Origin of the sequence: Capillibacterium thermochitinicola (genome assembly GCF_013664685.1) — a bacterium.
GTDB classification, from domain to species: domain Bacteria; phylum Bacillota; class UBA4882; order UBA10575; family UBA10575; genus Capillibacterium; species Capillibacterium thermochitinicola.
The window spans coordinates 69,191-95,537 of sequence record NZ_JAAKDE010000008.1; the positions used below are offsets into that span (position 1 = coordinate 69,191).

Sequence of the window (26,347 nt, forward strand, 5' to 3'; positions counted from 1 at the left end):
ACTTGATGGCGAATAGATAGGAGGAATAGCTTTGGCACGGGTAAAACGTGGTACGACCACACGTCGACGTCATAAAAAAATTTTGAAATTGGCGAAAGGGTATCGCGGGACTAAAGGTCGCCTCTTTCGGGTGGCTAATCCGCAAGTCCTCAAGTCTTTGAGCTATGCGTACCGTGACCGGCGGAACAAGAAGCGGGATTTCAGACGACTTTGGATTGCCCGGATCAATGCGGCCGCCCGGATGAACGGTATGTCTTACAGTATGTTTATCAACGGTTTGAGGAAGGCCGGTGTCCAGATTAACCGCAAGGTTCTGGCGGATCTGGCCGTGAACGACGGTGCGGCGTTTGAGAAACTTGTTTCCGTAGCTAAACAGCAACAGTAGACCAATGACAAAACGGCCATCGGCCGTTTTTTCATTTCAAGCGAGGGGGCACATTAGTGACTGTATTGACCAGTCGCGACAATCCGCTCATAAAGACTGTTATTTCCTTGCAAAGAAGGAACGGACGCAAAAAACACCGCCTTTTTTTGGCGGAAGGACCGCATCTGTTGGAGGAAGCTTTGCGTTCCTCTTTCAAGGTGCGGAACGTACTGGTGAAGGAAGGGACGATTTGTCCCGGCGCCTTGGGGGAATTGATCCAAGCAAAAGGGGTTTCTGTAACTCAGGTTTCCGCCCGCCTTTTTCCGGTCTTAACGGAGACCGAAACTCCTCAGGATGTGCTGGCGGTGGTGGAACAACCACCGGAAACAGAGGGGTTTCCGGCGGTCGGGAAGGATTTTTGCGCTTTGGTCCTCCATCAGCTCCAGGACCCTGGGAATCTGGGGACGATTATACGGACGGCTTGGGCGGCCGGGCTGGCCAACCTTTTTCTGACACCGGGAACGGTTGATCCCTATGGGGGAAAAGTGGTCCGGTCCAGTCAGGGCGGGATTTTTCACCTTAACCTTTACTTTCGCCCCCTGGCGTCCATCCTGGAGTGGGCTTGTACCAACGGGGTTAAAGTTTGGGCCGGCGATCCCCGGGGGGATAAACTCTATTTTGAACAGGATTTAACCGGACCCACCATCTTCTTGCTTGGCAATGAAGCTCATGGTTTCGATTGGACAACAATCGAGCCGGACTGGGTGGTCGAGGGGGTGCGCATCCCGGTGCCGGGCGGGGCGGAATCGTTGAATGTTTCGGTTTCGGCGGCAATCTTAATTTACGAAGCGTTACGTCAGCGTCTGACCGGTACTGGCTGAAAGTGTAATGGCAACGGGAGGAGAAAAGATGGGAAATGACGCGGAAGCGTTACGATTACATAAAGAAAAGCAAGGAAAAATCGAGATCCGGAGTAAAGTGGAGATTAACAGTCCGGCCGATTTGAGTTTGGCCTATTCGCCGGGGGTGGCGGCGCCTTGCCGGGCGATCCAGCAGGATGCGAGTTTGGTCTATACTTACACGAATAAAGGGAATACGGTGGCCGTGGTTACCGACGGGACCGCCGTGCTCGGCCTGGGTGACATCGGCCCCGAAGCGGCGCTGCCGGTGATGGAAGGGAAAGCCATTCTTTTTAAACGCTTTGCCGGTTTGGACGCCATTCCGCTGGCACTCGCCACGACCAAAGTGGAGGAGATCGTGGAGACTGTTGTCCGCTTGGCACCGAACTTCGCCGGGATTAATCTGGAGGATATCGCGGCCCCCCGGTGTTTTGCCATCGAAGAGGCCTTGCAGGCCCGGCTCTCCATTCCGGTTTTCCACGATGACCAGCATGGAACCGCCGTGGTTTGTTTGGCCGCCCTGCGTAACGCCCTGCGGGTTGTTGGTAAGGAGCTGTCCCAAGTGAAGATTGTGATCAATGGGATCGGCGCGGCGGGCTCCGCGATTGCGCGTCTCCTGTACCGGGCCGGCGCCCGCCGGCTGCTCCTCTGTGACCGCCAGGGAATTCTCGCGCCGGGAATGGCCGGGTTGAACCCTTACCAGGAAGCCCTCGCCCGCTTGACCAACAGCCGGGGAGAAACGGGCGATTTGGCAACGGCCTTGCGCGGGGCGGATGTTTTTATCGGGGTTTCCGCCGCCAATCTGGTTTCAGGGGCGATGGTTGAGCGCATGGCCCCGCAACCGGTGATTTTTGCCATGGCCAATCCGGATCCGGAGATCAGTCCGGAGAAGGCAAAACAAAGTGGTGCGGCGGTGGTGGGGACCGGACGGTCCGATTATCCCAATCAGATCAATAATCTCCTTGGTTTCCCCGGGATCTTCCGTGGTCTGTTGGCGGTTCGGGCGACGAAAGTGACGGAGGAGATGATGTTGGCCGCGGCAGAGGCCATCGCCGACTTGGTAAAGCCTGCCGAGCTGACCGCCGATTACATTATCCCCAATCCCTTTGACCGCCGGGTGGTCCCGGCAGTCGCCTGGGCCGTCGGCAGCGAAGCGCTGAAAGCCGGGATGGCGGCGGCGCCGATTAATCACGAACAATTGCGCACTTCTCTCCAGGAACAATTCGGTGCCTGGTAGCTCCTGCTCCGGCTTGAGGTGGTCCGGGAAAAAATGACATAAACCCTTCTCTTGGGTCATAGTTTATAAAGAACTTTGGTCCAGGCGTTCGGAAAAAACCGAGCGGCGAAAGGGGAGGGTTTACTGGTGAAAAACGCTGTTCTTTTCTACCTTCTTGTTCTCCTATGGACAAGTGGTGCTTATGATCATTTTAAAAGATTATGTCAGGAGCAGGGGACAGCCGGGGCGGCGGCCTTCGTTTACCGTCTTTTCTTCCGTGATTACCCGGTTACGGCAAGTTTTACCGGGTGTCAAAACCGGCAGATAATAAAGACCGCCTTTCTGGTCAAGGCCGGCGAACTGCTTTGCTTGGTGCTTTTACTGCGGATTTTTTGGGTAACCTGGTGGGGAGAGCTGATTTTGCTCCTGTTGCTTCTGGGGGCGGGGGCTTTCGCCCTTTACCAGCTGGCTACGCTCTGCAGTCGAACCGGCGAGATAAAGTGTGTCTACCCATTAACTGATGGTTACGGTGTCTATGAGATTGTCCTCAGACCTTCCGGTCCCGTCCGGGAGTGGGTGGGTACGACCTTGGCCGAATTGGATCTGCGGCGCAAGGAATTGTTGGTTTTGTCAATCACCCGTGCGGGAAAGGTGATTATTTTCCCCAAAGGACCCGAGGTGCTCTTGGCCGACGACCGCTTACTGGTCTTTGGGAAAACAGCGACTTTACCGGCAGTACCATTGGGCGGTTTGGGACCGGATGCGGAGTAGTCTATGATGGGAGGAATGGCTTATGCAGACCGATCTAAGCATGGGAGAAGTATTAGGCGATTTTATTATGGTAAAGGCCTTGGAAGACGGCGTAACGATTATCGGACTGACGCGGGGGAAAGAGACCAAATTTCACCATACGGAAAAACTGGACCAGGGTGAAGTGATGATCTTCCAGTTTACTCAGCATACATCGGCAATCAAGATTCGCGGGAAGGCAGAGATTTTAACGAAACACGGTCCGATGGTGGCGGGACGCTAGGGTTTTCCTTACGGGCGGGCTTTCGGCACAAACCGGTGGTGGACGAAAAAAACCAGTGGCGGCGATTTCCCTCTTCCGTGTGGTTTCATATAATGGTAGTAAACAAGATGAGGGAGGAGTTTTAATGACCACTGGTTCTTATGGAAAAAGCTACAGTTATTTGCCTTTTTTGATTTTCCTGATCCTTATTTTACTTATTCTGGGTAGTGTTGGCTACTGACTTTTAATGTAATGACCGAACCGGGGGGAACGGGCCTCCCCGGTCTCATCTTTTTCTTGTCATACCGGTGAGTGTTGAAAATCCTCGAAGCGGGAGGAGGTCCAAGATGAATCTGAAGTTTGCCGGTTTGAACATCTCTCCCTTCATTCTTTTCTTGATTTTGATCTTATTGATTTTGGGTTTTTCCTAAAGGTGGATGTTGGGAGTTCACGCTGGCGACCGAAAGGATATAAAGGCAAAAGGCAAAGCCAAGTGAACAACAAGCTCATTACTGACCAGGGAGATCCAATCTTACCTGGTTTTTATTTTTCATTTTAGCCGGGCTAGGCGCCGGATGATAAATAATAGAGAAACCGGATTGAAGGGATGATAAGAGGGAAGGCGCAGGACCCCCCAGTTTACCGGGGTGCAGGAACGTTAAAAAAGTACAAACAAGGGGCAGTTAGAAAGGATGGTTCCAATAACCGGTAAAAAGCAGAATCGTTTAGCCAAGGAAAAATCGCCTTACTTGCGACAACATGCCACCAACCCCGTTGATTGGTATCCCTGGGGTGAAGAGGCCTTTGCGGCCGCCAAGGCGGCGGACAAACCAATCTTTCTTAGTATCGGTTACTCGACCTGTCACTGGTGCCATGTGATGGAACGGGAGTCGTTCGCCGATCCGGAGGTGGCCACGGTGCTCAATGAAGTCTTTGTCCCCGTTAAAGTTGACCGGGAGGAACGGCCCGACCTGGACGGGATCTATATGGCGGTTTGCCAGGCGATGACAGGGAACGGCGGCTGGCCTTTGACCATTATTATGACCCCCGACCAAAAGCCCTTCTTTGCCGGAACGTACTTTCCCAAAAAAAGCAGCTTCGGGCGGATCGGCCTGTTGGAGCTGGCCAAGAAGATACAAGAGCTTTGGCGGACCCGCCGGGAAGAACTGCTTGCCATGGCCGCGCACAACCTGGACCTGCTTCAGGAGGAGGCGGAGGCAGCGGGGACGGGTGGACAATTGCAACCGGAGGTTCTGGACCGGGGATTTGTCCAATTGGCCCAGCTTTACGATGAAATAAACGGCGGTTTTGGTTTTGCCCCGAAGTTTCCGACCCCCCATCATCTCCTTTTTTTACTCCGTTATTGGCAACGGACCGGGGAAGCAAAAGCCTTGACCATGGTCGAGCGCACTTTGACGGCGATGCGTTATGGGGGGATCTATGATCACCTTGGGGGTGGTTTTCACCGTTACTCCACCGATGAACGATGGTTTGTTCCCCATTTTGAAAAGATGCTGTACGATCAAGCGATGCTCCTTTTGGCCTATTTGGAAGCTTATCAGGTCACGGGTAACAGTTTGTTCCGGCAGACCGCCGAAGAGATCTATACCTACCTCGTGACGGTGATGCGGGATGAAAGCGGCGGGTTTTACAGCGCGGAAGACGCCGACAGTGAAGGGGTGGAGGGGAAGTTTTATTTATGGTCCTGGCCGGAAGTGCACCAGGTGTTGAATCCGGAGGAGGCACGGCTGGTGACCGCCTATTTTAACCTGGAACCGGCCGGGAATTGCCGCAGCCCGGAGCTGCCGGACGGGGCCAATCTGCTTTACATTACGGCGGAGTTGCCTGCGGTCGCCCGGCGCTTGGAAGTTGACCCGGCGCGGGCGGAGGAGCTTTTCGTCTCCGCGAAGGCAAGACTCTTGGCCTACCGTCAGCAGCGTGTTCCCCCCTTTAAAGATGAGAAAATTCTCACCGACTGGAACGGGTTGCTCCTGGTGGCGTTGGCCAAGGGGGGACAAGTACTCCAAAAAAAAGAATGGATCCATACGGCGGAAGAGACGGCGCGTTTTCTCCTTACGGCGATGCGCACGCCCGACGGTGGCTTATGGCACCGTTATTACCGGGGAGAAGCGGGGATTCACGGTTTTCTTGAGGATTATGCCTTTTTAATCTGGGGTTTATTGGAGCTTTATGCGGCAACCTTTAAAGCGAACTATTTGGCGGAGGCTTTGGCGTTAACTACGGTTCTGCAGCGTAATTTCCTCGATCCGGCCCGCGGCGGCTATTTTCAAACCGCAACCGATGCGGAACTAGTATTGGTGCGCCAGAAAGAATTGTATGACGGCGCCATTCCTTCCGGCAACTCGGTCATGCTCGCCAACCTGCTGAAACTGGCCCGGATCACCGGTGATCCGTCCTGGCAGCAAGAAGCGGAAAGAAGCAGTGGGTTTTTTGGCGACCGGGTTGGGCGGGCGCCGGTCAATTACACCCACTTTCTTTCCGCTTTGGATTTTGCCTTTGGGCCCGGACGGGAGATCGTCATTGTCGGGCGAAGGGGCGAGGAGATGACCGAACGGATGTTGGCTTTGGTGCAAACCACTTACCTGCCGCGGACCATTGGTCTCTTTCGTCCGGCGGCGGAAGAGGAACCGGTACTGGCCAGTCTTGCTCCTTTTACCAAGGAACTGACGGCGCTGGACGGGAAGACCACGGCTTATGTTTGCCGGAACTACCAGTGCAGTATGCCTACGACTGATTGGGGTCGGTTTCAGGAGTTGGTTCAAGGGTAAGGTTCTCCGGATCTACTGACTTGTCGGCGGCGAGGAGGCGGTTCGCCTCGTCAAGCCACTTTTGGGCCTCCTCCGGCGGGACATCGGAGAGTTCCGGATCGGAAGTGATCCTCTCCACGGCGGTAGCCAGGTGGTCGCGGGCTTGCGTAATGAGGCCGAGTTCCAACTCACAACGGCCTAACCAGTAGTAGGACTCGACCGGCCAGGAGAGATGCTTTATACACCAATCGTAATTATCTTTGGCGGCGGCGTAATCGCCTTGTTCAAAGTAGATTTTGGCGGTTAAGAGGACGGGGTCGGGATCGCTTAGATTGAAGGAGCGGGCCTTTTCGGCGGCTTGGAGCGCTTCTTGCGGGCGGCCTGCTTTATAATTGATATAAGCCAGGTTATAATAGACTTTTCCGTCGGCATAACCTTCTTTCAACAAGTCATTAATGATGGTTTGCGCCTGGTCAAGTTTCCCCGTCTCGCGGTAGCATACGGCCAGGACATTTCTGATCTTGGGTGCGAGCCGTTTACCGGGTTTTTGGGCGGCCGTTTCCAGCAGGGAAATCGCTTCCGCCCAGTTTTTTTTGTATGCGGTAACCAAAGCTAAACTAATGTAGGGGTTTGGGCTCGCCGGTTGGAAAGAAACGGCTTTTCGCAAATGGGCTTCGAGTTTGTTCCGGTCAATATTCGCCAGGGCAACCAAGCTCCAGAACTTGCCAGGAGCGGTAACGTAAAGAAGGATCGCCCAAACGGCGACGCCGAGGCCGAAGGGGAGCCAACCGGGCCGGAGAAACAGGGCCAATAAGCACCAGCCGACAAGCAACCATTGGATGTTTTCTTCCCATAAACGTTTGTACATTTCGATCCCTCGCTTAAACTTGTGATTTTATGTATTGCATCCCCTTTTAAAGGGGGACCTGGTTTTGGTGGGGAGGCCGCATAGTACTATACTATTATACCGGAGGGAACCATTTTCTTCAATAAAAGGGGCAGTACACTCCCGGTTGCCAAAAGGATCCTTTCGCAAGTATGATTCCGGAAAAAAGTGGTTACACTAAAAAATCCCAAGAAACAAGAGAAGGAACGGGAGTGGGAAGGATGAAACTGCTTTTTTATTGCGACCTTTTCTTCTGGTATTTGCATAAGATAACGCTGGTGGCAATCCTGGCCTGGGCCGCCCGTTTATGGTGGCAAAAGATACAGAAGGAGAAGGAAGACAAGGCCGAAAACTAAGGAAAAGGCGCGGGGTGTTTTTGACTTTTCCTTGTCAAAATTGGTTTATATATAATAAGATAGAAAGTGGTTGCTCACCTATGTTAAGATGGTTGTCTTCGTTGAAAACGACCCTCTCCGTCGACTAGGTGGTTGTCGACATTAACCATTCATCGGCGCCGCGTAGTTGCTTAAAACATCATATGTTATTCCGGGTGTTGCAGGGAGTGGATAGTGGTGAAGTTGAAAAAAAAGGTGGCCGTGTTAGGCCTGGGCATTGAAAACCTGGCCTTAACCGAATATTTGTTGCAGAAGGGTGAACATGTTACGGTCTGTGACCGGCGTACCCCGGAGCAACTGGGGGAACGTTATACGACCTTACAGAAGTTGGGGGTTGATTTCCGGCTTGGCCCGTCCTATTTGGAAAGGCTGGAAGACTTTCAGGTCCTGTACCGTTCACCCGGATTGCCTTTATTCCAACCGGAGCTGGTGGCCGCCAAGCGTCAGGGGGTGGAGATAACCAGCGCGATCCGGCTTTTCGTTTCTTTGTGTCCCTGTCCGATTGTGGGGGTAACCGGAACCAAAGGGAAAGGAACCACTTCGGCGCTGATCCACCGGATGTTGGCGGCCAGTCAGCGGCGGCGCGGTGCCCAATCCTTTTTGGGAGGAAATATCGGGATTGCGCCTTTTTCGTTTTTGCCACATCTCTCTCCGGACGATGTGGTTGTTTTGGAACTCTCCAGTTTTCAGTTGGAGGATATGGAAGAAAGTGTGCCGATTGCCGTTGTGACGAATATTACCGAAGATCACTTAACGGCGGCGGATCCGTACAATCCCAACTACCATCGCTCGCGGGAAGCATATGTGCAGGCCAAAACCAATCTTTTCCGGCACCAGGATGCTTCCGGGGTCACGATTCTCAATCATGACGATCCGACCAGCCGGGGCCTGCAGGAATTGGTCCCGGGTAAGCTTCTTTTATACGGAAGCCGCGCCCAGGCGCTGGGGGCCTGGTATGAGCAGGCGCCGGGCGGCCAATATAAGATCTTTTGGAACCTGGACGGAAAACCGGAGGAGCTGATCGGGAGCGACCGGATTAGACTCCGGGGCGAGCACAACCTCTTAAATATTGCGGCGGCGGCGTTGGCGGCCGCGCAAGCGGGGGCGGACCGGGACAGTATTGTGGAGGCCATCAGCACCTATAATGGTCTCGAGCACCGGCTGGAGTACGTGGCGACCGTTGAGGGGGTCCAATACTTTGATGACTCCTTTGCCACCGCGCCGGAACCGACCATCGTTGCCCTGCGGGCGTTTAAGGAACCAATCGTCTTGATTGCCGGCGGTGTTGATAAAGGGGCCGACTACCGGCCTTTGGCGGAGGAGATTATCGCCGGTTCCGTGAAGGCGGTCGTGTTAATCGGGAAGATGGCGCCGGTTTTGAAGGAGCTTATCATCAGGGTGGGGACGGAGAAAGGAAAAGTTCCGTTCCTGGCGGAAGGCGGCAACGATATGGCGTCGATTATGGCGGTGACAAAAGAAATCGCCCAACCGGGCGATGTGGTTTTGCTCTCGCCCGCCTGCGCCAGTTTTGATTTGTTTAAAAACTACAAAGAGCGGGGCGACCTTTTTAAACAGGCCGTACTGGCCTTGGCGGCCAAATAAGAAGAGGAGATTTAGCAATTGAAAGAGGAAAACCACAAGCGGATCATGAAAATAAAAAAGAATAAAAGTCAGAGCAGAGTTGAGGGGAGCCGGAGAACAAGCCGAGGAGAGTGTTTTTTAAGGAGGATGAAATGGCTGGTATTGTAGGAGTCTGTCGAACTGGCGAATGTGAACTGGTAGAAAAGATGTTGGCGAAGATTCGCCACCGCGGACCGGGCGGTCAAAAAGTGATCGCAAAAAACGGGGGTGTCCTGGGGGTAGTTTACCGTAAGGGAACGAAGCCTCCTTTCCTGGATCGACCCCGGTGCAGCGCAGTCTGGGATGGACGTTTCTCTCGCAATTTGAACCGCGTGGAGACCGATACCCCATTAGCGTTAGCCGCCTTAAAGGACGGGAAAGTTTTACTTGTCCGGGACGGGCTCGGTATTTCTCCGCTTTATTATGGTGAAGTCGATGGGATTTTGGTCTTTGCTTCAGAGGTAAAAGCTTTGGTGGGGATCGTTCAGAAAGTCCGGGAGTTTCCGCCCGGCCACAAATATGTCTCCGGTGAAGGTTTCCAACGATTTTTTGGGTTAAAACCAGTTGAGACCTGGCCGTTACCGAAAGAGGAAGCCGCGCGCCGTTTGCGGAAGGCATTGGAGCAAGCGGTTGCTGATTATATTAAAGGCCAAACCGAGGTGGGTTCGCTCCTTTCCGGTGGTCTTGATTCAAGTACTTTATCAGCGTTAGCCCGCCGGCGGGTGGACCGGTTACACACCTTTGCTTGCGGACTGGAGGGGGCATCCGATCTGGAGTACGCTAGAGAGGTCGCGAAACATATCGGCTCCATTCACCACGAGGCGGTCTATACGATTGAAGATATATGGAGAGTTTTACCCGATGTGATCTACCATTTAGAGTCCTTTGATGCGCTGCTTATCCGTTCCGCGGTTACCCATTATTTAGTAACCAAAATGGTCTCCGATTATGTCCCGGCCGCTTTTTCCGGAGAAGGCGGGGACGAGCTGTTTGCCGGTTATGATTACTACAAAGAATTGCCGCCGGAACTCCTGAACGGTGAGTTAATTGAGAGCATCAAACGGCTTCATAATACGGCTTTACAACGGGTTGACCGCTCCGCCGCTGCCTACGGAACCGACGCTTACGTAGGTTTCCTTGCGCCACCGGTGGTGAAACTGGCGGTGCGGATTCCGGTTGAGTACAAATTGTACCAAGGGGCCGGTGAAGAACCGGTGGAAAAATGGATATTAAGAAAAGCGGTGGAGGACTTACTCCCTGATGATGTCCTCTGGCGGCCGAAGGTGAAATTTTGGAAGGGGACCGGGATAGGGGACCGGATCGCGGCCCGCGTTGAAACCCAAATCAGTGATGTCGATTTTCGAAGGGAACGGCGTTTGCCGGATGGTTCTTATCTAAACACCAAAGAAGAGCTGTTCTATTACCGTATTTTTAAGGAACACTTCGGGACGCTTACGGATTTGTCTTTTGTTGGGCGGACGAAGGGAGCTCCCTGTGCGCCGGCGTCCTAAAAGACAAGAAAACCCCTGACTTTTGCGTGCTCCTTTTGGGGGCGACGGCTGTTCTAATCGCGCCGTCACCCGAAAGGGGTTTTCTTTTTTCAGGTCAACATGGGGAATCCGGTTCCGGGGGGACAAAGGCATAATAAATCCGGCGCATTGCTTCTTCGAAATCCTTGTTTTCAATGCCGACAATGATGTTGATCTCACTGGAACCCTGGTCGATCATCCGGACGTTGATCCCGCCTTCGGCGAGGGCGGTAAAGAGTTTGGCGGCGATTCCGGGCGTGTAAGCCATACCCAGACCGACCGTGGCAATGAGCGCGATATCTTGGAAAACCTCAATGGAATCGGGTTGGCAGACCCGTTCAATATCCCCCAGCACTTTGTCCAATTTATTATTGTTGAGTTGGGAATCGGCGATTACCAGGGAAATGGTGTCGATCCCGGAAGGCATGTGTTCAAAAGAGATCCCATGGTCTTCGATGACCGACAACAGTTTCCGGCCGAAGCCCAATTCCGAATGCATCAAGGTTTTTTCGATGGCGATGATCGTGAACCCTTTTAGCCCGGCAATCCCCGTGATCGAGCCGGGGGTACGATAATTCCCGTTATCACTTACAATCAAGGTACCGGGGGCGTCCGGATCGTTGGTGTTTTTGATATTGATCGGAATCTTGGCTTCCCGGACCGGAAAGATTGCCTCCTCATGGAGAACCGAAGCGCCCATATAAGCCAACTCCCGTAGTTCCCGGTAGGTGATCTCGCGGATCGGTTTCGGGTTTTTGACAACCCGGGGATCCGCCATGAGAAAACCGGAGACGTCAGTCCAGTTCTCGTAGAGGGAGGCGTTTACCCCGCGGGCGACGATGGCGCCGGTGATGTCCGACCCACCCCGTGAGAAGGTGCGGACCTGGCCGTCAGGGGTGGACCCGTAAAAGCCGGGAATGACCGCCCGTGGATACCGGGCGAGCTCCCGGCTGAGCACGGATTGGGTTTTTTCCGCGTCAAAGCGGCCTTCCGTGTCAAAGAAGATTACATCAGCCGCATCTACGAAAGCAAAATCTAAGTAGGCGGCGAGGATTTTGCCGTTCAGAAACTCACCACGACTGGCCGCATAATCCGCGGAAGCGCCGGCTTTGATCCGCGCTGCAATCTCCTCCAGATCCGGACGGAGATCAAGAGATAGTCCTAATTCAGCGCAGATGGTGAGAAACCGCCCTTTGATCAGGCCGAAGACCTCGGCGAAGGAATGCCCTTCTTGGGCGAGCGCATGACATTTATATAAAAGGTCGGTAATTTTCTGATCATGTTGGTCTCTTTTTCCGGGGGCGGAAGGAACAACGTACCGACGCGCGGGATCTGCTTCCACGATGGCCCGTACCTTGCGGAACTGGGCGGCATCGGCCAGGGATGAACCGCCGAATTTTGCAACTTTGATATCCATCTGTTTCCTCCTTTACAAAATCCGACCTGATGGGGATCTTAATTTCTAGAAGATATTAGGCGTAAAAAATATAACGCCTTCTTCTTTACTAATATTTAATACTTTGGCCGGGATTGGGGCCGGCGTACCGAGCGGCGATGTTCAAGCAACGGCCAGGTTTAATAGTTTAACCATAAAGGAGACAAGGGCATGGCTGATTCCACTGAAAAATCATTTGTCTATAAATGGTTAGGTAAACTCAAATCCGATCTGGGAGACCGGCTGCTTCCGGAGCGGGCCGGGCAAAACCTTGGAGACCAGGGCGCGGGGCAGGGAAAACGGCCGCTTTCGATCCGGATCGCCATGGTTTTAAATCTCCTGAACTATCCCCTGTACTGGTCGGGGATTGTTTTATGCAGCTGGCTTCTTTTCGAATACCTGTCCGCCCCTTTTTTACCGCCCACGGTGCGGGCGCAAGTGCAAAGTTGCAGCCAACCACTGGTGGCGGTCTGCGGACCGGCGGCGGTGGGTTATTGGACCAATTGGCTGGCGATCAAGATGCTTTTTCATCCCCAGCGTAAAAACGCGGTTTGGTGGGGATTGATCCATGCCCGCCGGGAAGAGCTAATTTTAAACTTGGCTGCGGGGATCCAGTCGGCGATGGTTTCCCCGGAGATTATCCGGAATTACCTTTACGAGCATGGTGTCCTCAATAAGTTGACTACCGCCGTTGCCGGGGCGCTGGATGGGGTGTTCCGGGACCCCCAGTTTCAGCAGGAATTAAAAGAAGTCGTTGCCGAATTGCTGGCCCGGATCGGCAACGACCCGCGGACCGAAGCACGTCTCGACCAGTACCTCGAACAGCTTATCAAGGAGTGGAGCACCGAAAGTTTTAGTGGGAAGGTGCTGGCGTGGACGAAGGAGCTTTGGGTAAAATCGCTGCGTAAACAGGTTTCAGGTTTGCTGGCGCAGTTACCCGCCAGTTCCGATTATTTTACCGCACGGCTGGTGGCTTATCTGGAAACCATCCCGGTCAAGTTGGTCGCCGGGGAAAAGGTGGTGGAACCGCTGGTGGCGGACTTAATAGCCGAAGGGGTGCGGGGGATCGATTTGGAAAAAGTGATCCGCGCCCAATTGCAAAAGATGGATCCTTCCGCCCTCGAGCACTTATTAACCGCCAACATCTCAGCGGAGCTGGTTTTTATCCAGACTTCCGGCGGTATTTTCGGCTTCCTGGTGGGACTGGCCATTCTTTACCCGTTCTTGCGCCCCGTTTTTTTACTGGCCGGTTTAGTGCTGTGGGTGGTTTACCTCCGTACGGTTGAAAAAAAATAAACCAGCGTTTAAGCTGGTTCAAACAATCTGTGCTTCGTCGCCGGGGAGAAAGGCATATTCTTCTGTCGTAACCTCCCGGCTCCTGAGAATCTTTTCGATGCTAACCAGCTGGACACAGACGATAAACAATTCCATTGCTGTTTTCAACTCGGCCAGCGGCGGGTAGGTGGGGGCAATGCGGATGTTTTGGTCCGTGGGATCAATCCCATAGGGGAAGGTCGCCCCGGCTTTGGTCAGTTCCACGCCGGCGTCGGCCGCCATTTGCACTACTTTTTTGGCACAGCCCGGCATGGTGTCAAAACTGATGAAATACCCGCCTTGCGGGCGGCTCCAGGTGGCGATTTTCTTATCGCCCAGTTCGGTCTGTAAAAGATTGAGGACCAAATCGAATTTGGGGCGGATGATTGCCGCATGTTTTTGCATGTGCAACCGAACATTCTGCGCATTTTTAAAGAAGCGGACGTGGGCCAGTTGGTTTAGTTTGTTCGGTCCGATTGTTTGGATGGCCATCTGTTTTTTCAGCCGGTTGATGTTCTGGACACTGGAGGCGACCATGGCCAGTCCGGCTCCGGCATACGTAATCTTCGAGGTTGAGCTGAAGATATAGACCCGGTCCGGATGATTGGCTTCTTTACAGGCGGTGAGAATGTTTTTTAAAGGAACCGGATCGGCGGTGAAATCATGCCAGGCGTAGGCGTTGTCCCAAAAGATCCGGAAATCCGGGGCTTTCGTTTTCATCCGCGCCAGGCGGGTTACCACCTGGTCCGAGTAGGTGATGCCGGTGGGGTTGCTATGTTTGGGCACGCACCAGATTCCTTTGATGGTTTCATCCGTGGCCACCAGTTCTTCGACTAAATCCATATCGGGGCCATCTTCCCGCAGCGGGACGGTGATCATTTCGATATTGAAAAACTGGCAGATGGCAAAATGCCGGTCGTAACCAGGACTCGGGCAAAGGAATTTGACGGGTTGTTGTCCCCAGGGAGCGTGCTGTCCGTCCACGCCAAAGAATAGGGCCCGGGCCACGAGATCGTGCATCAGGGCCAAACTGGAGTTGCCATGGACAATGATCTCCTCCGGTTGGACTTCCAATAATTCGGCAAAAAGGCGCCGGGCTTCCGGTAAACCTTCGAGGCCGCCGTAATTCCGGCAGTCGGTTCCGTCTTCGGCCCAGTAGTTCCCGTTCAGACCTTCCAACAGGCCGGCGGAGAGATCCAGCTGTTCGGGGCAAGGTTTGCCACGGGACATATTGAGTTTCAGATTTTTCCGTTTGAACTCCTCATATTTTAAGGTTAACTGTTTTTGGATATGGCGTAGGGTATCATTATTCAACGTCATAAAATCCGCCATTATAAATCCCCCTGCAAAAGTGGTCGTCATTATTCTAATTATAAGTAAGGCGGGATCGAAAAGCAACAAAGATGCGAAAGTATACAAGTATACCTTATTAATATCCTTTTGTCTTATGGTAATCCCGGTTAACGCCTGTCCCTAAAATCGGGATTTTCTGCTAGCAGCGATCTGTTTATAATATAATTTATGAATGAAAGCGCTGAAAGTCAGCGGAAAACCCTTTCACTTCTTGGGCGCTACCGATGGAAGATTGTTCCTGCACCTAACAAACGGAAGGAATTTAATGTTGCTCAGCGAAACTCTAAGATAAAGCAACCGGTTGAATTTGTTTTTCCAACCGATTTCAGCTAATACCAATAAGGATTGGAAAAAGAGCTGAGGAGGAGAAAACATGTGGCAATTGTTTTTAAGCGGCGGTCCGGTGATGTTTCCTTTATTATTCTGTTCGATCATGGTTTTGGCGATTACCATTGAGCGCCTTTGGTTTTTCATCGGTCAGCGGGGCGACATTGATGAGATCAGAAGAATCGTCTTCCGCCTGATGGAGAAGAATGCTCCTCTGGAAGCCATTCAATACTTGCAAAAATTAAACCAACCGGTGGCCCGGATGTACCAAGCCGCTTTGCTTCATTACGGTAAACCCCAGTCCGAAGTGGAAATTTCGTTGCGGGATGCGGGGGAAGTGGAGATTCGAAAGATGGAACGGGGCTTAGGGCTGCTTAATGTCATCATTACGGCGGCGCCGCTGCTTGGTTTGCTCGGAACGGTGACCGGAATTATTACCAGTCTTAATGTGTTAAGAGCATTACAAGGCGTGGCCTCGCCGGCGCAGTTAAGCGGGGGGATTGCCGAGGCCTTGTTGACAACGGCTTTTGGGTTAATTATCGCAATTCCCGCCCTCTTTTTACAGCACTGGTTCAACGCCATCATTGAGAAGCGGATCCAGGTGATGAACCAGATGGCCCGGGAGTTTCTCGACAACTACGGTAACCGAGGTGAGTAGCATCATGTTTCAGCGCAAACCGAAAGTTGCCCGTTTGGATATTGTCCCGATGATTGACATCATGTTCTATCTCGTGCTCTTTTTTATGGTTTTTACGACCTTTCGCACGTCAATTTCCGGGATTCCGTTGGAATTGCCCAGTTCAAGCCAGGCGGTGGTTTTGGAGGAACAACGGGTGATGGTCACTATCGACCGGCAAGAAAAAGTGTACTATGGTGATGAAGAAATCTCCTTGGCGAAACTTACGGAAAGGTTAACGCCGCTTGTTGCCGTGAATCCCAATCTATTAGTAGTGATCAATGCCGATACCCGGGTGACTTACGGGCGATTGATTGCGGTCATGGATGCGATCACCGAGGCCGGTGTTGCTCAACCGGCGTTAGCGGTTGAAAAGAAAAATTAAGCGCTGTCCACCGGTGCTCACTAGGGGGTTTTTTTGTTATGGATAAACTCCGCTCCGGAGAACTGACGAGAAAGGCCGCTTCTTTTTTTCTGGCGGTGGGGTTGCATGCGCTCCTTTTCGCGATCCAAATTGGTGGGTATTGGCGGGCCGGTGGCGACGAATTTGGTTACACGTTGATTCAAACGCGTCTGGTCGAGATTGAACCGGTGCGGCGGGAAGGAAGAGCCGAACAAGCCAGGCCGCAGCCGACCCCCAAACCGCCGGCGCCACCGGTGGAAAAGCCACCGGCGGCGGAGAAACCCGCCTCCGCTGCGGAAAAGCCGGCCACGAAGATCGAAGAAGTACACCAGGAGAAACCGGCACCCCGGGAAACAAAACCCGAACCGGGCGAGATCGCTAAAGAAACACCCCCTACCGTTGATGACCCGGGCGAAGGGAAGGAACAGCCTGTAGACGGCACCACTGCCCGCGAGGGGGAAGCGGCGGCTGGAGGGGAAACACCGTCCGTTCCGGTTTTACCGCCTTTAGGGCGGGCCAGCGGGATGGTTGGGCCGATCCCCGGCTTTACTTTTCCCAAAAATGCGGAACACCTGGGGATTGAAGGAACGGTGGTCATGGAGATCTACCTGACCCCGGAAGGGGTGTTCTTAAAAGAACCGCTCATGCTGGCCTCTTCCGGGCATGGGGTTTTGGATGAACATGCCCGGCGCTTGCTCGCTTCGGGCCAGTTGCGCTTTAAAACGGCGCCTGAGCCCTATAAGTTGCAGATGGAAATCAGGTATTTTTATAACAAAGGGAACGGGAAGTATGAAGTGGAAGTGGTGGCGGTAGGGGAAGCGGCTTACCTTTCAACGGAGGAAGGAGGATCATAATTGAAGGGGAAAAGCAAGAAAAAATGGCTTTTTAACTTAATCATCGGCCTGTGCTTATTGGGAGTTTCCCTTACGCTGCACGCCCAAGGCCCAGCGGTCTATTCGGCGGGTAGCGAGGGGTCTGCCCAAGGGGGTAGTGGAGCCAAACCAGCGGTTCCGGAATCGCTCTACCGGGATCCGGAACGCTTAATTTTAGAAAACGAATTCATCGCAGTGGCTGTGAACAATTCCACCGATGCCACCGGCCGCTTCGGTGTCAAGGTGACCGGTGGCGATCCGCTCCGGCGGGGAGACGAGGAGAAACCATTGATCTTTGGTTATGAAATGCCATGGACCTCCTTCACCACCATTCGGTTGGACGGGAAAAATTACATATTTGGCGGAAAAACGCGGCGGCGTTCCGGCGGGACCGGTGAATACGGAACGGTGGTCAGCGGCCCGTCCTGGGATAGCGCGACCAATAGTATCACGATGACCTGCCGTTATGGTATGGTCGAGGTGATCCAGGAGATCTCCATCGTGGAAAGCACCACCACCGGTTATCCGGATACAACCAAGATCAAGTATTCCATTATCAACCGCGACCAGGTGTCCCATGAGGTCGGGCTGCGGGTCGTGATCGATACAATGCTGGGGGAGAACGACGGCGCCCCGTTCCGGATCGGGGAAACGGCGGTCCAGACCGACGCGGTCTTCGATAAAGAACGCTTGCCCGAGTTTTGGCAGGCTTTTGATACGTTGAAGGACCCAAAGGTGATTGCCCAAGGAACCTTAAAGGGAAGGGAGGCAACGCCCCCGGATCTGCTTTACTTTACGAACTGGGGGAGTGTGGCGGATTACCACTGGGAGCCCCCTTTGGTTCCGGATCGGGACTTTACCAGGGCGGGTGAATTTGAATTGGACAGCGCCGCGGTTTACCTTTGGCAACCGGTCACGATCCCGGCCGCCGGCAGTAAGACTTATGTCCTCTACTACGGGCTGGGCGGGGTAACTGTGGTCCCCGGTCAACTCCAGTTGGGGGTTAGTTCGCCGGCGGAGGTTGTTTACGCCGCCGATGCCGAACCATTTTCGGTGGTCGCCTATATCCAGAACACTGGCGCGGCACCCGCCATGAGCGTGCGGGCCCGTTTGAATTTACCGTCCGCCCTGCGGATTGCGGAAGGAAAGCCGGCCGACATTTACATTGGAAAGCTGGAGCCGGGCGAAGTGACCCAGCTCCATTGGAAGGTCAGGCCGACGGGTTCGGTCTTTGGGACACTGGCCCCCTTCTCGGTGGTGGCTTCGGCGATCAATGTGCCTGAAAACAAGGTGGAAAGAAACATCCGGGTGTTGAAACCGGCCGAATTAACGTTAAAGGTCAGCCCGCCACCGGGATTAAAGGTGGTGGATGAAAAGCTTACGCCGGTTCCGTACCCGGTGACGGCGGTGATCAAAAACACCGGGGAGTCGGAAGCCTACGGGGTGATCGGCAGCTTGCAGTTGGGCGAAGGGATGCAACCGGCTCCCAAGGAGATTCTCCGGCGCTACATCGGCAACTTGAAACCAGGGGAAGAATATAAGCTAACCTGGTATTTGTCTCCGGAAGGAATCGGTAAACGCTCCTACCTCGGGATTCAGTTTGAATCGAACTCGACCAAACCGGTGATGTACATCGCCGGTGTGCAGTTGCCGGTTTTAACGCCGAAACTGCGTTTGGTCCCCATTACTCCGGCGAAAGCCGGGGAGATCCTCCAGGTTGAAGTCCGGGTCGAAAACTTGCCGATGCTGACCGGCGTCGAGTTCGATCTAACGTATAATCCCGAACTAATGGAGATAATTAGGGTATCAAGGGGTCTCTTCTTTATTGAGGATCAGGCGATGGCCCCCTGGCAACCGGGAACCATCGACAGTGCCACCGGGGTGGTGGCGCAGATTGGCGGCCAGCGGAAAACGGCGGCCTTGACCAGTTCGACTTTGGCCACGATCCATATTCAACTAAGCAAGGAACCGGGCGAAGCAATTCTAGCCCCATCGGCCGTTACCCTCCAGAGCACCGTGGCCAAAATACCGTTTTATCAGGTTGAAGGGTTGAAAATAACCATTAATCAACAGGGGGGTGTGCGGATTGACACTATTACGGTTGACCAGTAAAAAATGGCTCTCAACGGTGGTCTTGGGTTTGTGTTTCTTGCTGGCTGCGGTACCGGCCCTGGGGCAAAACCGTGCCTATTCCGATGTTCCCGACTGGGCGTACCAGGCGGTAAAAAAACTGGTGGACAATGGCTACCTTGAACTCTATGAAGATGGGACCTTCCGTGGCGGTAATCCGGTTGACCGCTACACTTTCGCGATGGTGGTGGCCAAGTTGTTGACGAACTTTGGCGAAGGGGTCACCCGTGCCGGGCAGGATGATGTGGCTTTGCTGCGCAAACTGTCCAATGAATTCCAGAATGAACTGGTGCTTTTGACCCTGAAGAATAAGGAGTTGGAGGCACGGCTGGTCCAGATCGAGCAAGGCCGTCTCATCCTGGCTGAAGACCAGACGAAAAACACCGCCGGAATGCAGGCCCTCAGTAACGAACTGAAGGCGCTGCGCAATCAAGTTGCACAGATTCTTGCCGAAAAAAACCAACTGGAGGCCCGGCTTTCCACTTTGGAAACGCAACAGGAAGAACACCAGGTTGAACTGGAGAATCTCCGTGCGGAGCTGGAGAAGGAGCGACGAACAAACCGGATGTTACTGATTGTTCTTGGGCTGATCGGGGCGGCCGGTATTTTCCTCCCGGCACAATAGGATGCGGAAAATGGAGCGGGCAGCTTGTTTCTTTAAATTGACAACCGCTTCCTGCTCGTTTATAATACAGAGGTGAGTTTGACCATGAAACCCATTTATCTGGTGGATCTAACTTCGATCAAAGATTCACCCGGGGCAAGACTGGAGCTTCGGGACCAGATTACCCTTCCCAACATTACTTGGGAGGGTGAACGGCTACTGGAGTTTGACAATCCGTGGTGGATTGAACTGGAAGTAACTAATGTGTCGCGGGGGTATCAAGTTAACGGCAAAACCGGTGGCAGTTACCGGTTGGATTGCGACCGCTGTCTGGAAAGGGTCCGGTTGTCACTGGAGACGGAGTTCAACGACCTTTTTTTGCCGGAAGCCATTTCCCACCAGGAAGAAGAGGCAAGGAGTTTTACCGGTGACGAAATGGATCTTTCGACGGCGATTATGGAAGCGATTATTCTGCAAATACCATTGAAAGTGCTTTGTACGCCAGCTTGTCGGGGGCTATGTTCGGTTTGCGGAACAAACCTGAATAAGGCGACTTGTAACTGCAAGCCCGAAAGCTTCGATCCAAGAATGGCGATGTTGCTTAAATGGAAGCAAGACAAAGGAGGTGGAGATGATGGCCAATCCTAGACGGCGACATACCAACACCCGGGGGAGATTACGTCGTACCCACTGGAAATTGGACCTGGTCTCTTTGTCCCGTTGCGAACAATGTCAGGCCCCGCGTTTACCGCACCATGCTTGCCCCAGTTGTGGTTCATACCGGGGAAGGAAAGTGATGGAGGTAAAAACTGAAGGTTAAAAGCTAATAAGGAAAAGGTCTTTTATGACCTTTTTTCTTTTTCACTTAATTTAGGGCATAAAAAAGATAAAGGAAAATAATATTTCTTAGGCGGTTATGTGGGCCAGGCTGGGTTTTGCCCCTGCCGCAAAGAGGAAAATCAAGTTTTTATGGCATTATTGTATAAATATTACTTTACTCCCGCTTTTATCTTTGCTATACTCTTTTTTGGGAGTTAATCCTAGGAGGAGGTGTTAATTTGCGCATAGCGGTGGATGCGATGGGTGGTGATTATGCCCCCCAACAAGCTGTTCTTGGGAGTGTTCTGGCGGCGAAGGAAGAGGGAATCGCTTCGGTACTCGTGGGCAGAAGCGAAGAGATCAGCCGGGAACTGAAACAGTATCAGGATTACCCGCAAGATCTGATTACGATCAAGGATGCCCGGGAAGTGGTGGAGTTTACGGATAACCCGGCCATGGCGGTGCGGAAAAAAAGGGATTCCTCGATTGTCGTCGCCAACCAACTGGTGAAAACCGGGGAAGCCGACGCGGTGATTTCCGCGGGAAATACCGGAGCGGCGATGACGGCCTCCCTGTTTATTTTAGGGCGAATTCCGGGAATCTCCCGGCCGGCGATCGCCATACCCTTGCCAACGGTGAAAGGGGTCACGGTTTTACTTGATGCCGGGGCCAACGCAGAAAATGATCCGGAAGATCTGGTCCAATTTGCGGTGATGGGAACGATCTATGCCACATCGGTCCTCGGCCTGGCCAGTGCCAAAGTGGGTCTACTCAATATTGGCGAAGAAGAGACGAAGGGGAATAAACTGTCCCTGGAGGCGCACCAGCTCCTGAAGACCAGTGGTCTTGATTTTATCGGTAACGTCGAGGGGAAAGATATTTTAATGGGGGTTGCCGATGTGGTCGTCTGCGACGGTTTTGTCGGCAATGTTATCCTGAAGTTTGCGGAAGGGATGGCCGCCGCGCTTTTCCAGAAGATGAAAGAGGCGCTCCTGCAATCACCCGTGACCAAACTGGGCGCTTTGGCCATTAAGCCGGGGCTGAAAAAGTTAAAAGCCAGTTTTGACTATGCGGAATATGGTGGTGCCCCCTTATTGGGTGTAAATGGCGTAAGTATCATTAGTCATGGCCGGTCCGACGCGAAAGCGTTCAAAAATGCGATCAAAGCGGCGGCCAATGGGGTAAAGCAGGATATTATTGCCAAGATCCGCTCCTCGTTAGTTTAGTTTAGTTTAAAAGCAAGACGGTAACACGGCAACAAGGAGGCTTTTAATGGCGGAAAAAATTGCTTATCTTTTTCCGGGACAAGGAAGTCAGTATGTAGGGATGGGGGCCTCTTTTTACGCAGAGTTCGCGCTGGCGCGTTCCATCTTTGCCGAGGCGGAGGAAGTACTCGGGCTTCCGCTAAGGAAATACTGTTTTGAGGGGCCTTTAACCGAGTTGACCAAGACCCGGATCGCACAGCCGGCGATCCTGACGGTGGAATACATAATTTACCGTCTCCTGACCGAAGAAGGGGTGGCCCCGACCTGGGTGGCCGGTCACAGTCTGGGCGAATACGCCGCTTTAGTTGCCGCGGGGACCCTTACGTTCGCCGATGCCTTGCAGCTGGTCCAGAAGCGGGCCGAGTATATGGCGGCGGTTCCCGTTGACGGGGCGATGGCGGCGGTCGTCAATTATCCTTTTGCCCAGCTTGAGGCGATGGTTAAAGAGCTGGCGGCTGATGGGATAATTGAACTTGCCAATTTTAACTCACCAACGCAGATTGTGGTCTCCGGCGAAAAGCAGTTGGTTGAGGCGCTGGTGGCGCGGATAACGGAAGAAAAAGTCGGGAGGGCAATCCCCCTTGCCGTACAGGGTGCTTTCCATTCCCGGATTATGGAACCGGCGGCGAAGCGTTTTCACGACGATCTGGCACGGACAAACTTTTTGCCATTGAAAACACCGCTCATCTCCAACGTGACGGCGGAAGAGGTGACGTCCCCAGATGAACTCCCGTCCTTACTTGAAAAACAGATCTATTCGCCGGTACAGTGGGAGGCCACGACGCGCCACTTGCTTGCTTCCGGGTGCGATCTTTTCCTGGAGTTGGGTGGGAAGATCCTTTCCGGACTGGTGAAAAAGACCACCGCAGGGGCGAAGGTCATTTCCCTCATGGAAGCGGAGGATGTAAAAAAATACTTGCAAAAGTAGGGGAGGTTTAGTAATATGAAGTTGGCTCAGGAAGTGGCAATCATTACCGGGGCGGCCCGCGGAATTGGACGGGCGATTGCGGAAGCATTGGCCAAAGAGGGCGCCAAAGTAGTACTGGTTGATCTATTGCCCGCCGTTCATGACACCGCTGCGGAGCTGCGGCAGGCCGGTCATGAAGTTCTGGCGCTCACGGGGGATGTGTCCAGCTTTGATGAAGCCCAGCAGATGGTCGACCAGACGATTGCGCATTTTGGACAAGTTGATATTCTGGTGAATAATGCTGGTATTACCAGGGATAATCTATTACTACGCATGCCCCCGGAAGACTGGGAAAAAGTGATCAACATCAATTTAACCGGAACTTTTAACTTGACGAAAGCGGCAATTAAACATATGATAAAAAGGAAAACCGGGAAAATTATCAATATTGCGTCGATTATTGGTGAGATTGGCAACGTGGGACAAGCAAACTACGCCGCTTCGAAAGCGGGGGTCATCGCCTTTACCAAATCGGTCGCCAAGGAACTGGGTTCCCGCGGGATTCGGGCCAACGCCGTGGCCCCGGGTTTTATCAAATCCCAAATGACCGATGTCTTGCCGGATAAGGTCAAAGCGGAGTTGGAAAAACAGATTCCCCTCTCCCGTTTGGGCCTACCGGAAGATGTGGCCAAAGCAGTCGTCTTTTTAGCCTCTTCCGATGCGGACTACATTACCGGGCAGGTCTTAAACATCGATGGCGGTATGGTGATGTAACATCTGCTGTTGCCGACGAAAGAGACATTCGCGTTTAACTTAAATTATAAATTAAAATAGAATTGAGGAAGCATTGGAAGGAGGTGAAGCAGGTTGGAAAAGATCTTCGAGAAAGTAAAAGAAATCGTAGTTGAACAACTGGGTGTAGATGAGGAAGAGGTAACCATGGAGGCCTCTTTTGTCGATGATTTAGGTGCCGATTCGTTGGACATTGTCGAGTTGATTATGGCATTCGAGGAGGCTTTTGAAACCGAGATTCCGGACGAAGATGCCGAAAAGATTGTCACTGTTGGTGATGCGGTGAAATACATTAAAGAGAATGCTCAATAAATACATAGTCCCGGGAATTTCTCGGGACTTACCACAAAAAGGTCTAATCTTTGTTTTTCCCCGCCGTTACGGTGGGGTATTTTATAAGTATGAAGGATTGAACTTGCACGAGAAAGAGGTGCCGAAATGAGCAGAAGAGTGGTTGTTACCGGGCTGGGTGTCATCTCGGCCCTTGGGCTTGACGTAGACACCTTTTGGACGAACATCGTGAACGGTAAATCCGGCGTTTCTTTGGTGGAGTCCTTTGATACATCGGAGTTTCAGACGAAAATTGCGGCCGAAGTTAAGGACTTTAACCCGACCGATCATTTTGAGAAAAAAGATGCACGCCACATGGACCGTTTCACTCAGTTTGCCGTGGTGGCTGCCCGACAGGCGTTGTCCGACAGTCAACTCAAAATTACGGAAGATAATGCCCACCAGGTGGGGGTGGTCATCGGATCCGGGATCGGTGGCTTAAAAACCTTGGAGGAGCAAACCCGGCGCTTGTTCGAACATGGGCCGCGACGGGTCAGTCCCTTTTTTATTCCAATGATCATCGCGGATATGGCCTCCGGCTATGTCTCCATTTTCACCGGTGCGCAGGGGCCGAACCTGGCGGCCGTGACCGCCTGTGCTTCCGCCGCCCACGCCATCGGTGAGGCCTTCCGGTTAATCCAATATGGTGATGCCGAGGTGATGATTGCCGGTGGTGCCGAAGCGGCGATTACTCCTCTAGGGTTGGCCGGCTTCAACGCCGCCGGGGCTCTGTCGACGAACAATGAGCATCCGGAGCAAGCCAGCCGGCCCTTCGACGCGAAAAGAGACGGTTTCGTCATGGGTGAAGGGGCGGGCGTACTCATCTTGGAGGAGCTGAATCATGCACTGGCGCGGGGGGCCAAGATCTACGGTGAGATAAAAGGATACGGCCTCTCCGGTGATGCTTACCACATCACGGCACCCCATCCCGAAGGGAAAGGCGCGCTGAAAGCTATGGCCATGGCGATGAAAGATGCCGGGTGGGAGCTGGAGACGGTTGATTACATTAACGCCCATGGAACCTCGACGCTCCAGAATGACCTGCTGGAAACGAAGGCGATTAAACAATTGTTCGGGGAAAAAGCCTACCAGCTGGCCGTTAGCTCAACCAAATCCATGACCGGCCATCTCTTGGGCGCGGCTGCCGGGATTGAAGCGATCATCTGTTTGCTGGCCATCCGCGACGGGATCATTCCACCCACCATTAACTACGAGTATCCCGATCCCGATTGTGATTTGGATTACGTGCCAAACCAGGCCCGTCGCCAACCGATTAAACGGGTTCTTTCCAATTCTTTCGGGTTTGGGGGACACAATGCCACCTTGGCTTTTGCGAAATATGAGGAATGATCAGTGATTGAAGGATGGAAAGATGAACGGTGAATCTTTAGCGGAAATAAACCCCTTAATCCAGCAGCTCGGGCTTTTTCAGGAAAACAGTCGCTTATTGAAACAAGCCTTAGCCCACCGCTCATATACGCACGAAGCCGGTGGGGATTCCAACGAGCGCCTGGAATTTCTCGGCGATTCCGTATTATCGTTGGTAATCAGTGAATATCTCTTTATGCATTATCCGCAAAAACCCGAAGGAGACCTTTCCAAGTGGCGGGCTTATCTGGTCAGTACCGAAAGTTTGGCGCGCCTGGCGAGGAAACTGGGGCTTGGCCGGTATCTGCTCTTGGGCGTGGGGGAAGACAAATCGGGCGGCCGGGAAAGAAGGTCGATCCTGGCCGACGCGATGGAGGCCTTGATCGCGGCCATTTACTTGGAATACGGGTGGGAGCGGGTGAAGACTTTTATTTTGGAACAATGGGAGCCCCTGCTCGCCCTGATGGAAAAGTATCCTTTACCAATCGATCCGAAAACCCATCTCCAGGAGCTGTTACAAGCGAAGGGCTCCGTTCCCCGCTACAAATTGGTCAGAGCGGAAGGCCCTGACCACAACCGCCTTTATACAATCGCGGTTTACAACGGAAATTCCTTTTTAGGCCAAGGCGTAGGCCGCAGCAAGAAGGAAGCGGAACAGGAAGCAGCGGAGGAAGCTTTGAAAGACTTAGAATAGAAAGAAGGAAATTTCCGTTAATTGTGGAATAACAAATTACATCAAAAACAATTAAAAGACAAAGCGATGACAATTTCTATAGGGGGGTTCATGTTTGGAGATTCTGAAAGTCTCAGCCAGCTCGAATCCGAAATCGGTTGCCGGTGCTCTGGCAGCGGTTGTCCGTGAAAAATCCAGTGCCGAAGTGCAAGCGGTGGGAGCTGGGGCCGTCAATCAAAGCATAAAAGCGATTGCTATTGCCAGAGGTTATGTTGCCCCCAACGGGATTGATTTGGTTTGTATTCCGGCCTTTTCTGAGATTGATATTGATGGAGAAGAACGGACGGCAATTCGCTTTATTGTACAGCCCAGGTGACGGAACGCCCTTAC

At 53.0% G+C, this 26,347-nt stretch carries 28 protein-coding genes; 25 read left to right on the forward strand and 3 right to left on the reverse strand.

Annotation, left to right across the window (positions count from 1 at the left end; all coding sequences use genetic code 11):
- Positions 1–31 precede the first annotated feature (31 nt).
- The 7 genes from rplT (at position 32) to G5B42_RS04510 (ending at position 6,280) form a co-directional block, all read left to right on the forward strand.
- Positions 32–385 carry a 50S ribosomal protein L20 gene (gene rplT / locus G5B42_RS04485; RefSeq protein ID WP_181339255.1) on the forward strand — a complete coding sequence of 118 codons (354 nt, stop codon included), beginning with the start codon at positions 32–34 and terminating at the stop codon, positions 383–385.
- A gap of 56 nt (positions 386–441) precedes the next feature.
- Positions 442–1,245: a TrmH family RNA methyltransferase gene (locus G5B42_RS04490; RefSeq protein WP_181339256.1), complete on the forward strand. Its 804-nt coding sequence runs from the start codon at positions 442–444 to the stop codon at positions 1,243–1,245.
- A 28-nt stretch (positions 1,246–1,273) separates the two neighbouring features.
- Positions 1,274–2,500 carry an NAD(P)-dependent malic enzyme gene (locus G5B42_RS04495; RefSeq protein ID WP_181339257.1) on the forward strand — a complete coding sequence of 409 codons (1,227 nt, stop codon included), beginning with the start codon at positions 1,274–1,276 and terminating at the stop codon, positions 2,498–2,500.
- 126 nt (positions 2,501–2,626) lie between these two features.
- The gene (locus tag G5B42_RS12245; protein ID WP_181339258.1) at positions 2,627–3,250 is read left to right on the forward strand and encodes a TrkA C-terminal domain-containing protein; all 624 of its coding nucleotides are present in this window, start codon (positions 2,627–2,629) and stop codon (positions 3,248–3,250) included.
- A gap of 22 nt (positions 3,251–3,272) precedes the next feature.
- Entirely contained in the window at positions 3,273–3,512 is a 240-nt protein-coding gene (gene mtrB / locus G5B42_RS04505) for a trp RNA-binding attenuation protein MtrB (protein WP_231133232.1), read from the forward strand.
- Positions 3,513–3,567: 55 nt separating this feature from the next.
- Positions 3,568–3,732 (forward strand): hypothetical protein, encoded by a 165-nt coding sequence (locus G5B42_RS11805; RefSeq protein ID WP_231133233.1) that lies wholly within the window; start codon positions 3,568–3,570, stop codon positions 3,730–3,732.
- Between the two features lie 451 nt (positions 3,733–4,183).
- Positions 4,184–6,280 (forward strand): thioredoxin domain-containing protein, encoded by a 2,097-nt coding sequence (locus G5B42_RS04510; RefSeq protein ID WP_181339259.1) that lies wholly within the window; start codon positions 4,184–4,186, stop codon positions 6,278–6,280.
- On the opposite strand, the gene G5B42_RS04515 is transcribed toward G5B42_RS04510, so the two are convergent.
- Positions 6,237–7,127, reverse strand: a complete 891-nt coding sequence (locus tag G5B42_RS04515; protein ID WP_181339260.1) for a tetratricopeptide repeat protein — start codon at positions 7,125–7,127, stop codon at positions 6,237–6,239. The two genes, G5B42_RS04510 and G5B42_RS04515, sit on opposite strands and share 44 nt — an antisense overlap.
- Positions 7,128–7,366: 239 nt before the next feature.
- On the opposite strand from G5B42_RS04515, the gene G5B42_RS12105 reads away from it, so the two are divergent.
- The 3 genes from G5B42_RS12105 to G5B42_RS04525 all read left to right on the forward strand — a co-directional run bounded on the left by G5B42_RS12105 (position 7,367) and on the right by G5B42_RS04525 (position 10,671).
- Positions 7,367–7,501 (forward strand): hypothetical protein, encoded by a 135-nt coding sequence (locus G5B42_RS12105; RefSeq protein ID WP_269206159.1) that lies wholly within the window; start codon positions 7,367–7,369, stop codon positions 7,499–7,501.
- Between the two features lie 216 nt (positions 7,502–7,717).
- Positions 7,718–9,142: a UDP-N-acetylmuramoyl-L-alanine--D-glutamate ligase gene (gene murD / locus G5B42_RS04520; protein ID WP_181339261.1), complete on the forward strand. Its 1,425-nt coding sequence runs from the start codon at positions 7,718–7,720 to the stop codon at positions 9,140–9,142.
- Positions 9,143–9,273: 131 nt separating this feature from the next.
- Positions 9,274–10,671: an asparagine synthase-related protein gene (locus tag G5B42_RS04525; protein ID WP_181339262.1), complete on the forward strand. Its 1,398-nt coding sequence runs from the start codon at positions 9,274–9,276 to the stop codon at positions 10,669–10,671.
- Positions 10,672–10,765: 94 nt separating this feature from the next.
- Here G5B42_RS04525 and G5B42_RS04530 read toward each other — a convergent pair whose 3' ends face one another.
- Positions 10,766–12,106 carry an aspartate kinase gene (locus G5B42_RS04530; protein ID WP_181339263.1) on the reverse strand — a complete coding sequence of 447 codons (1,341 nt, stop codon included), beginning with the start codon at positions 12,104–12,106 and terminating at the stop codon, positions 10,766–10,768.
- Positions 12,107–12,295: 189 nt separating this feature from the next.
- Here G5B42_RS04530 and G5B42_RS04535 point away from each other — a divergent pair, with 189 nt between their 5' ends.
- Positions 12,296–13,420 (forward strand): DUF445 domain-containing protein, encoded by a 1,125-nt coding sequence (locus G5B42_RS04535; protein ID WP_181339264.1) that lies wholly within the window; start codon positions 12,296–12,298, stop codon positions 13,418–13,420.
- 18 nt (positions 13,421–13,438) lie between these two features.
- Here the strand turns inward: G5B42_RS04535 and G5B42_RS04540 are convergent, their stop codons facing one another.
- A complete protein-coding gene (locus tag G5B42_RS04540) occupies positions 13,439–14,770 on the reverse strand; it encodes an aminotransferase class I/II-fold pyridoxal phosphate-dependent enzyme (RefSeq protein WP_181339265.1) in 1,332 nt (443 codons plus the stop codon).
- A gap of 394 nt (positions 14,771–15,164) precedes the next feature.
- On the opposite strand from G5B42_RS04540, the gene G5B42_RS04545 reads away from it, so the two are divergent.
- The 14 genes from G5B42_RS04545 to G5B42_RS04610 all read left to right on the forward strand — a co-directional run bounded on the left by G5B42_RS04545 (position 15,165) and on the right by G5B42_RS04610 (position 26,333).
- Positions 15,165–15,776, forward strand: coding sequence for a MotA/TolQ/ExbB proton channel family protein (locus G5B42_RS04545; RefSeq protein WP_181339266.1), 612 nt, complete (start codon positions 15,165–15,167; stop codon positions 15,774–15,776).
- Between the two features lie 4 nt (positions 15,777–15,780).
- The gene (locus G5B42_RS04550) at positions 15,781–16,179 is read left to right on the forward strand and encodes an ExbD/TolR family protein (RefSeq protein ID WP_181339267.1); all 399 of its coding nucleotides are present in this window, start codon (positions 15,781–15,783) and stop codon (positions 16,177–16,179) included.
- A 38-nt stretch (positions 16,180–16,217) separates the two neighbouring features.
- Positions 16,218–17,051 (forward strand): energy transducer TonB, encoded by an 834-nt coding sequence (locus tag G5B42_RS04555; protein WP_181339268.1) that lies wholly within the window; start codon positions 16,218–16,220, stop codon positions 17,049–17,051.
- The gene (locus tag G5B42_RS04560; RefSeq protein WP_181339269.1) at positions 17,052–19,181 is read left to right on the forward strand and encodes a cohesin domain-containing protein; all 2,130 of its coding nucleotides are present in this window, start codon (positions 17,052–17,054) and stop codon (positions 19,179–19,181) included.
- On the forward strand, positions 19,156–19,824 hold the full coding sequence (locus G5B42_RS04565) for an S-layer homology domain-containing protein (protein ID WP_181339270.1): 669 nt from the start codon (positions 19,156–19,158) through the stop codon (positions 19,822–19,824). The genes G5B42_RS04560 and G5B42_RS04565 overlap by 26 nt, the downstream gene beginning before the upstream one ends.
- 84 nt (positions 19,825–19,908) lie before the next feature.
- Positions 19,909–20,451 (forward strand): YceD family protein, encoded by a 543-nt coding sequence (locus G5B42_RS04570; protein WP_181339271.1) that lies wholly within the window; start codon positions 19,909–19,911, stop codon positions 20,449–20,451.
- Positions 20,438–20,623, forward strand: coding sequence for a 50S ribosomal protein L32 (gene rpmF / locus G5B42_RS04575; protein WP_181339272.1), 186 nt, complete (start codon positions 20,438–20,440; stop codon positions 20,621–20,623). The genes G5B42_RS04570 and rpmF overlap by 14 nt, the downstream gene beginning before the upstream one ends.
- A gap of 238 nt (positions 20,624–20,861) precedes the next feature.
- A complete protein-coding gene (gene plsX / locus G5B42_RS04580) occupies positions 20,862–21,848 on the forward strand; it encodes a phosphate acyltransferase PlsX (RefSeq protein ID WP_181339273.1) in 987 nt (328 codons plus the stop codon).
- A 46-nt stretch (positions 21,849–21,894) separates the two neighbouring features.
- Entirely contained in the window at positions 21,895–22,815 is a 921-nt protein-coding gene (gene fabD, locus G5B42_RS04585) for an ACP S-malonyltransferase (RefSeq protein WP_181339274.1), read from the forward strand.
- Between the two features lie 15 nt (positions 22,816–22,830).
- Positions 22,831–23,568 carry a 3-oxoacyl-[acyl-carrier-protein] reductase gene (gene fabG, locus G5B42_RS04590; RefSeq protein WP_181339275.1) on the forward strand — a complete coding sequence of 246 codons (738 nt, stop codon included), beginning with the start codon at positions 22,831–22,833 and terminating at the stop codon, positions 23,566–23,568.
- A 93-nt stretch (positions 23,569–23,661) separates the two neighbouring features.
- A complete protein-coding gene (locus G5B42_RS04595) occupies positions 23,662–23,898 on the forward strand; it encodes an acyl carrier protein (RefSeq protein WP_181339276.1) in 237 nt (78 codons plus the stop codon).
- Between the two features lie 126 nt (positions 23,899–24,024).
- Positions 24,025–25,266, forward strand: coding sequence for a beta-ketoacyl-ACP synthase II (fabF, locus tag G5B42_RS04600; protein WP_181339277.1), 1,242 nt, complete (start codon positions 24,025–24,027; stop codon positions 25,264–25,266).
- Between the two features lie 22 nt (positions 25,267–25,288).
- Positions 25,289–25,978, forward strand: a complete 690-nt coding sequence (gene rnc, locus G5B42_RS04605; protein ID WP_181339278.1) for a ribonuclease III — start codon at positions 25,289–25,291, stop codon at positions 25,976–25,978.
- Between the two features lie 94 nt (positions 25,979–26,072).
- On the forward strand, positions 26,073–26,333 hold the full coding sequence (locus tag G5B42_RS04610; RefSeq protein ID WP_181339279.1) for a stage V sporulation protein S: 261 nt from the start codon (positions 26,073–26,075) through the stop codon (positions 26,331–26,333).
- The last annotated feature ends 14 nt before the right edge of the window (positions 26,334–26,347 follow it).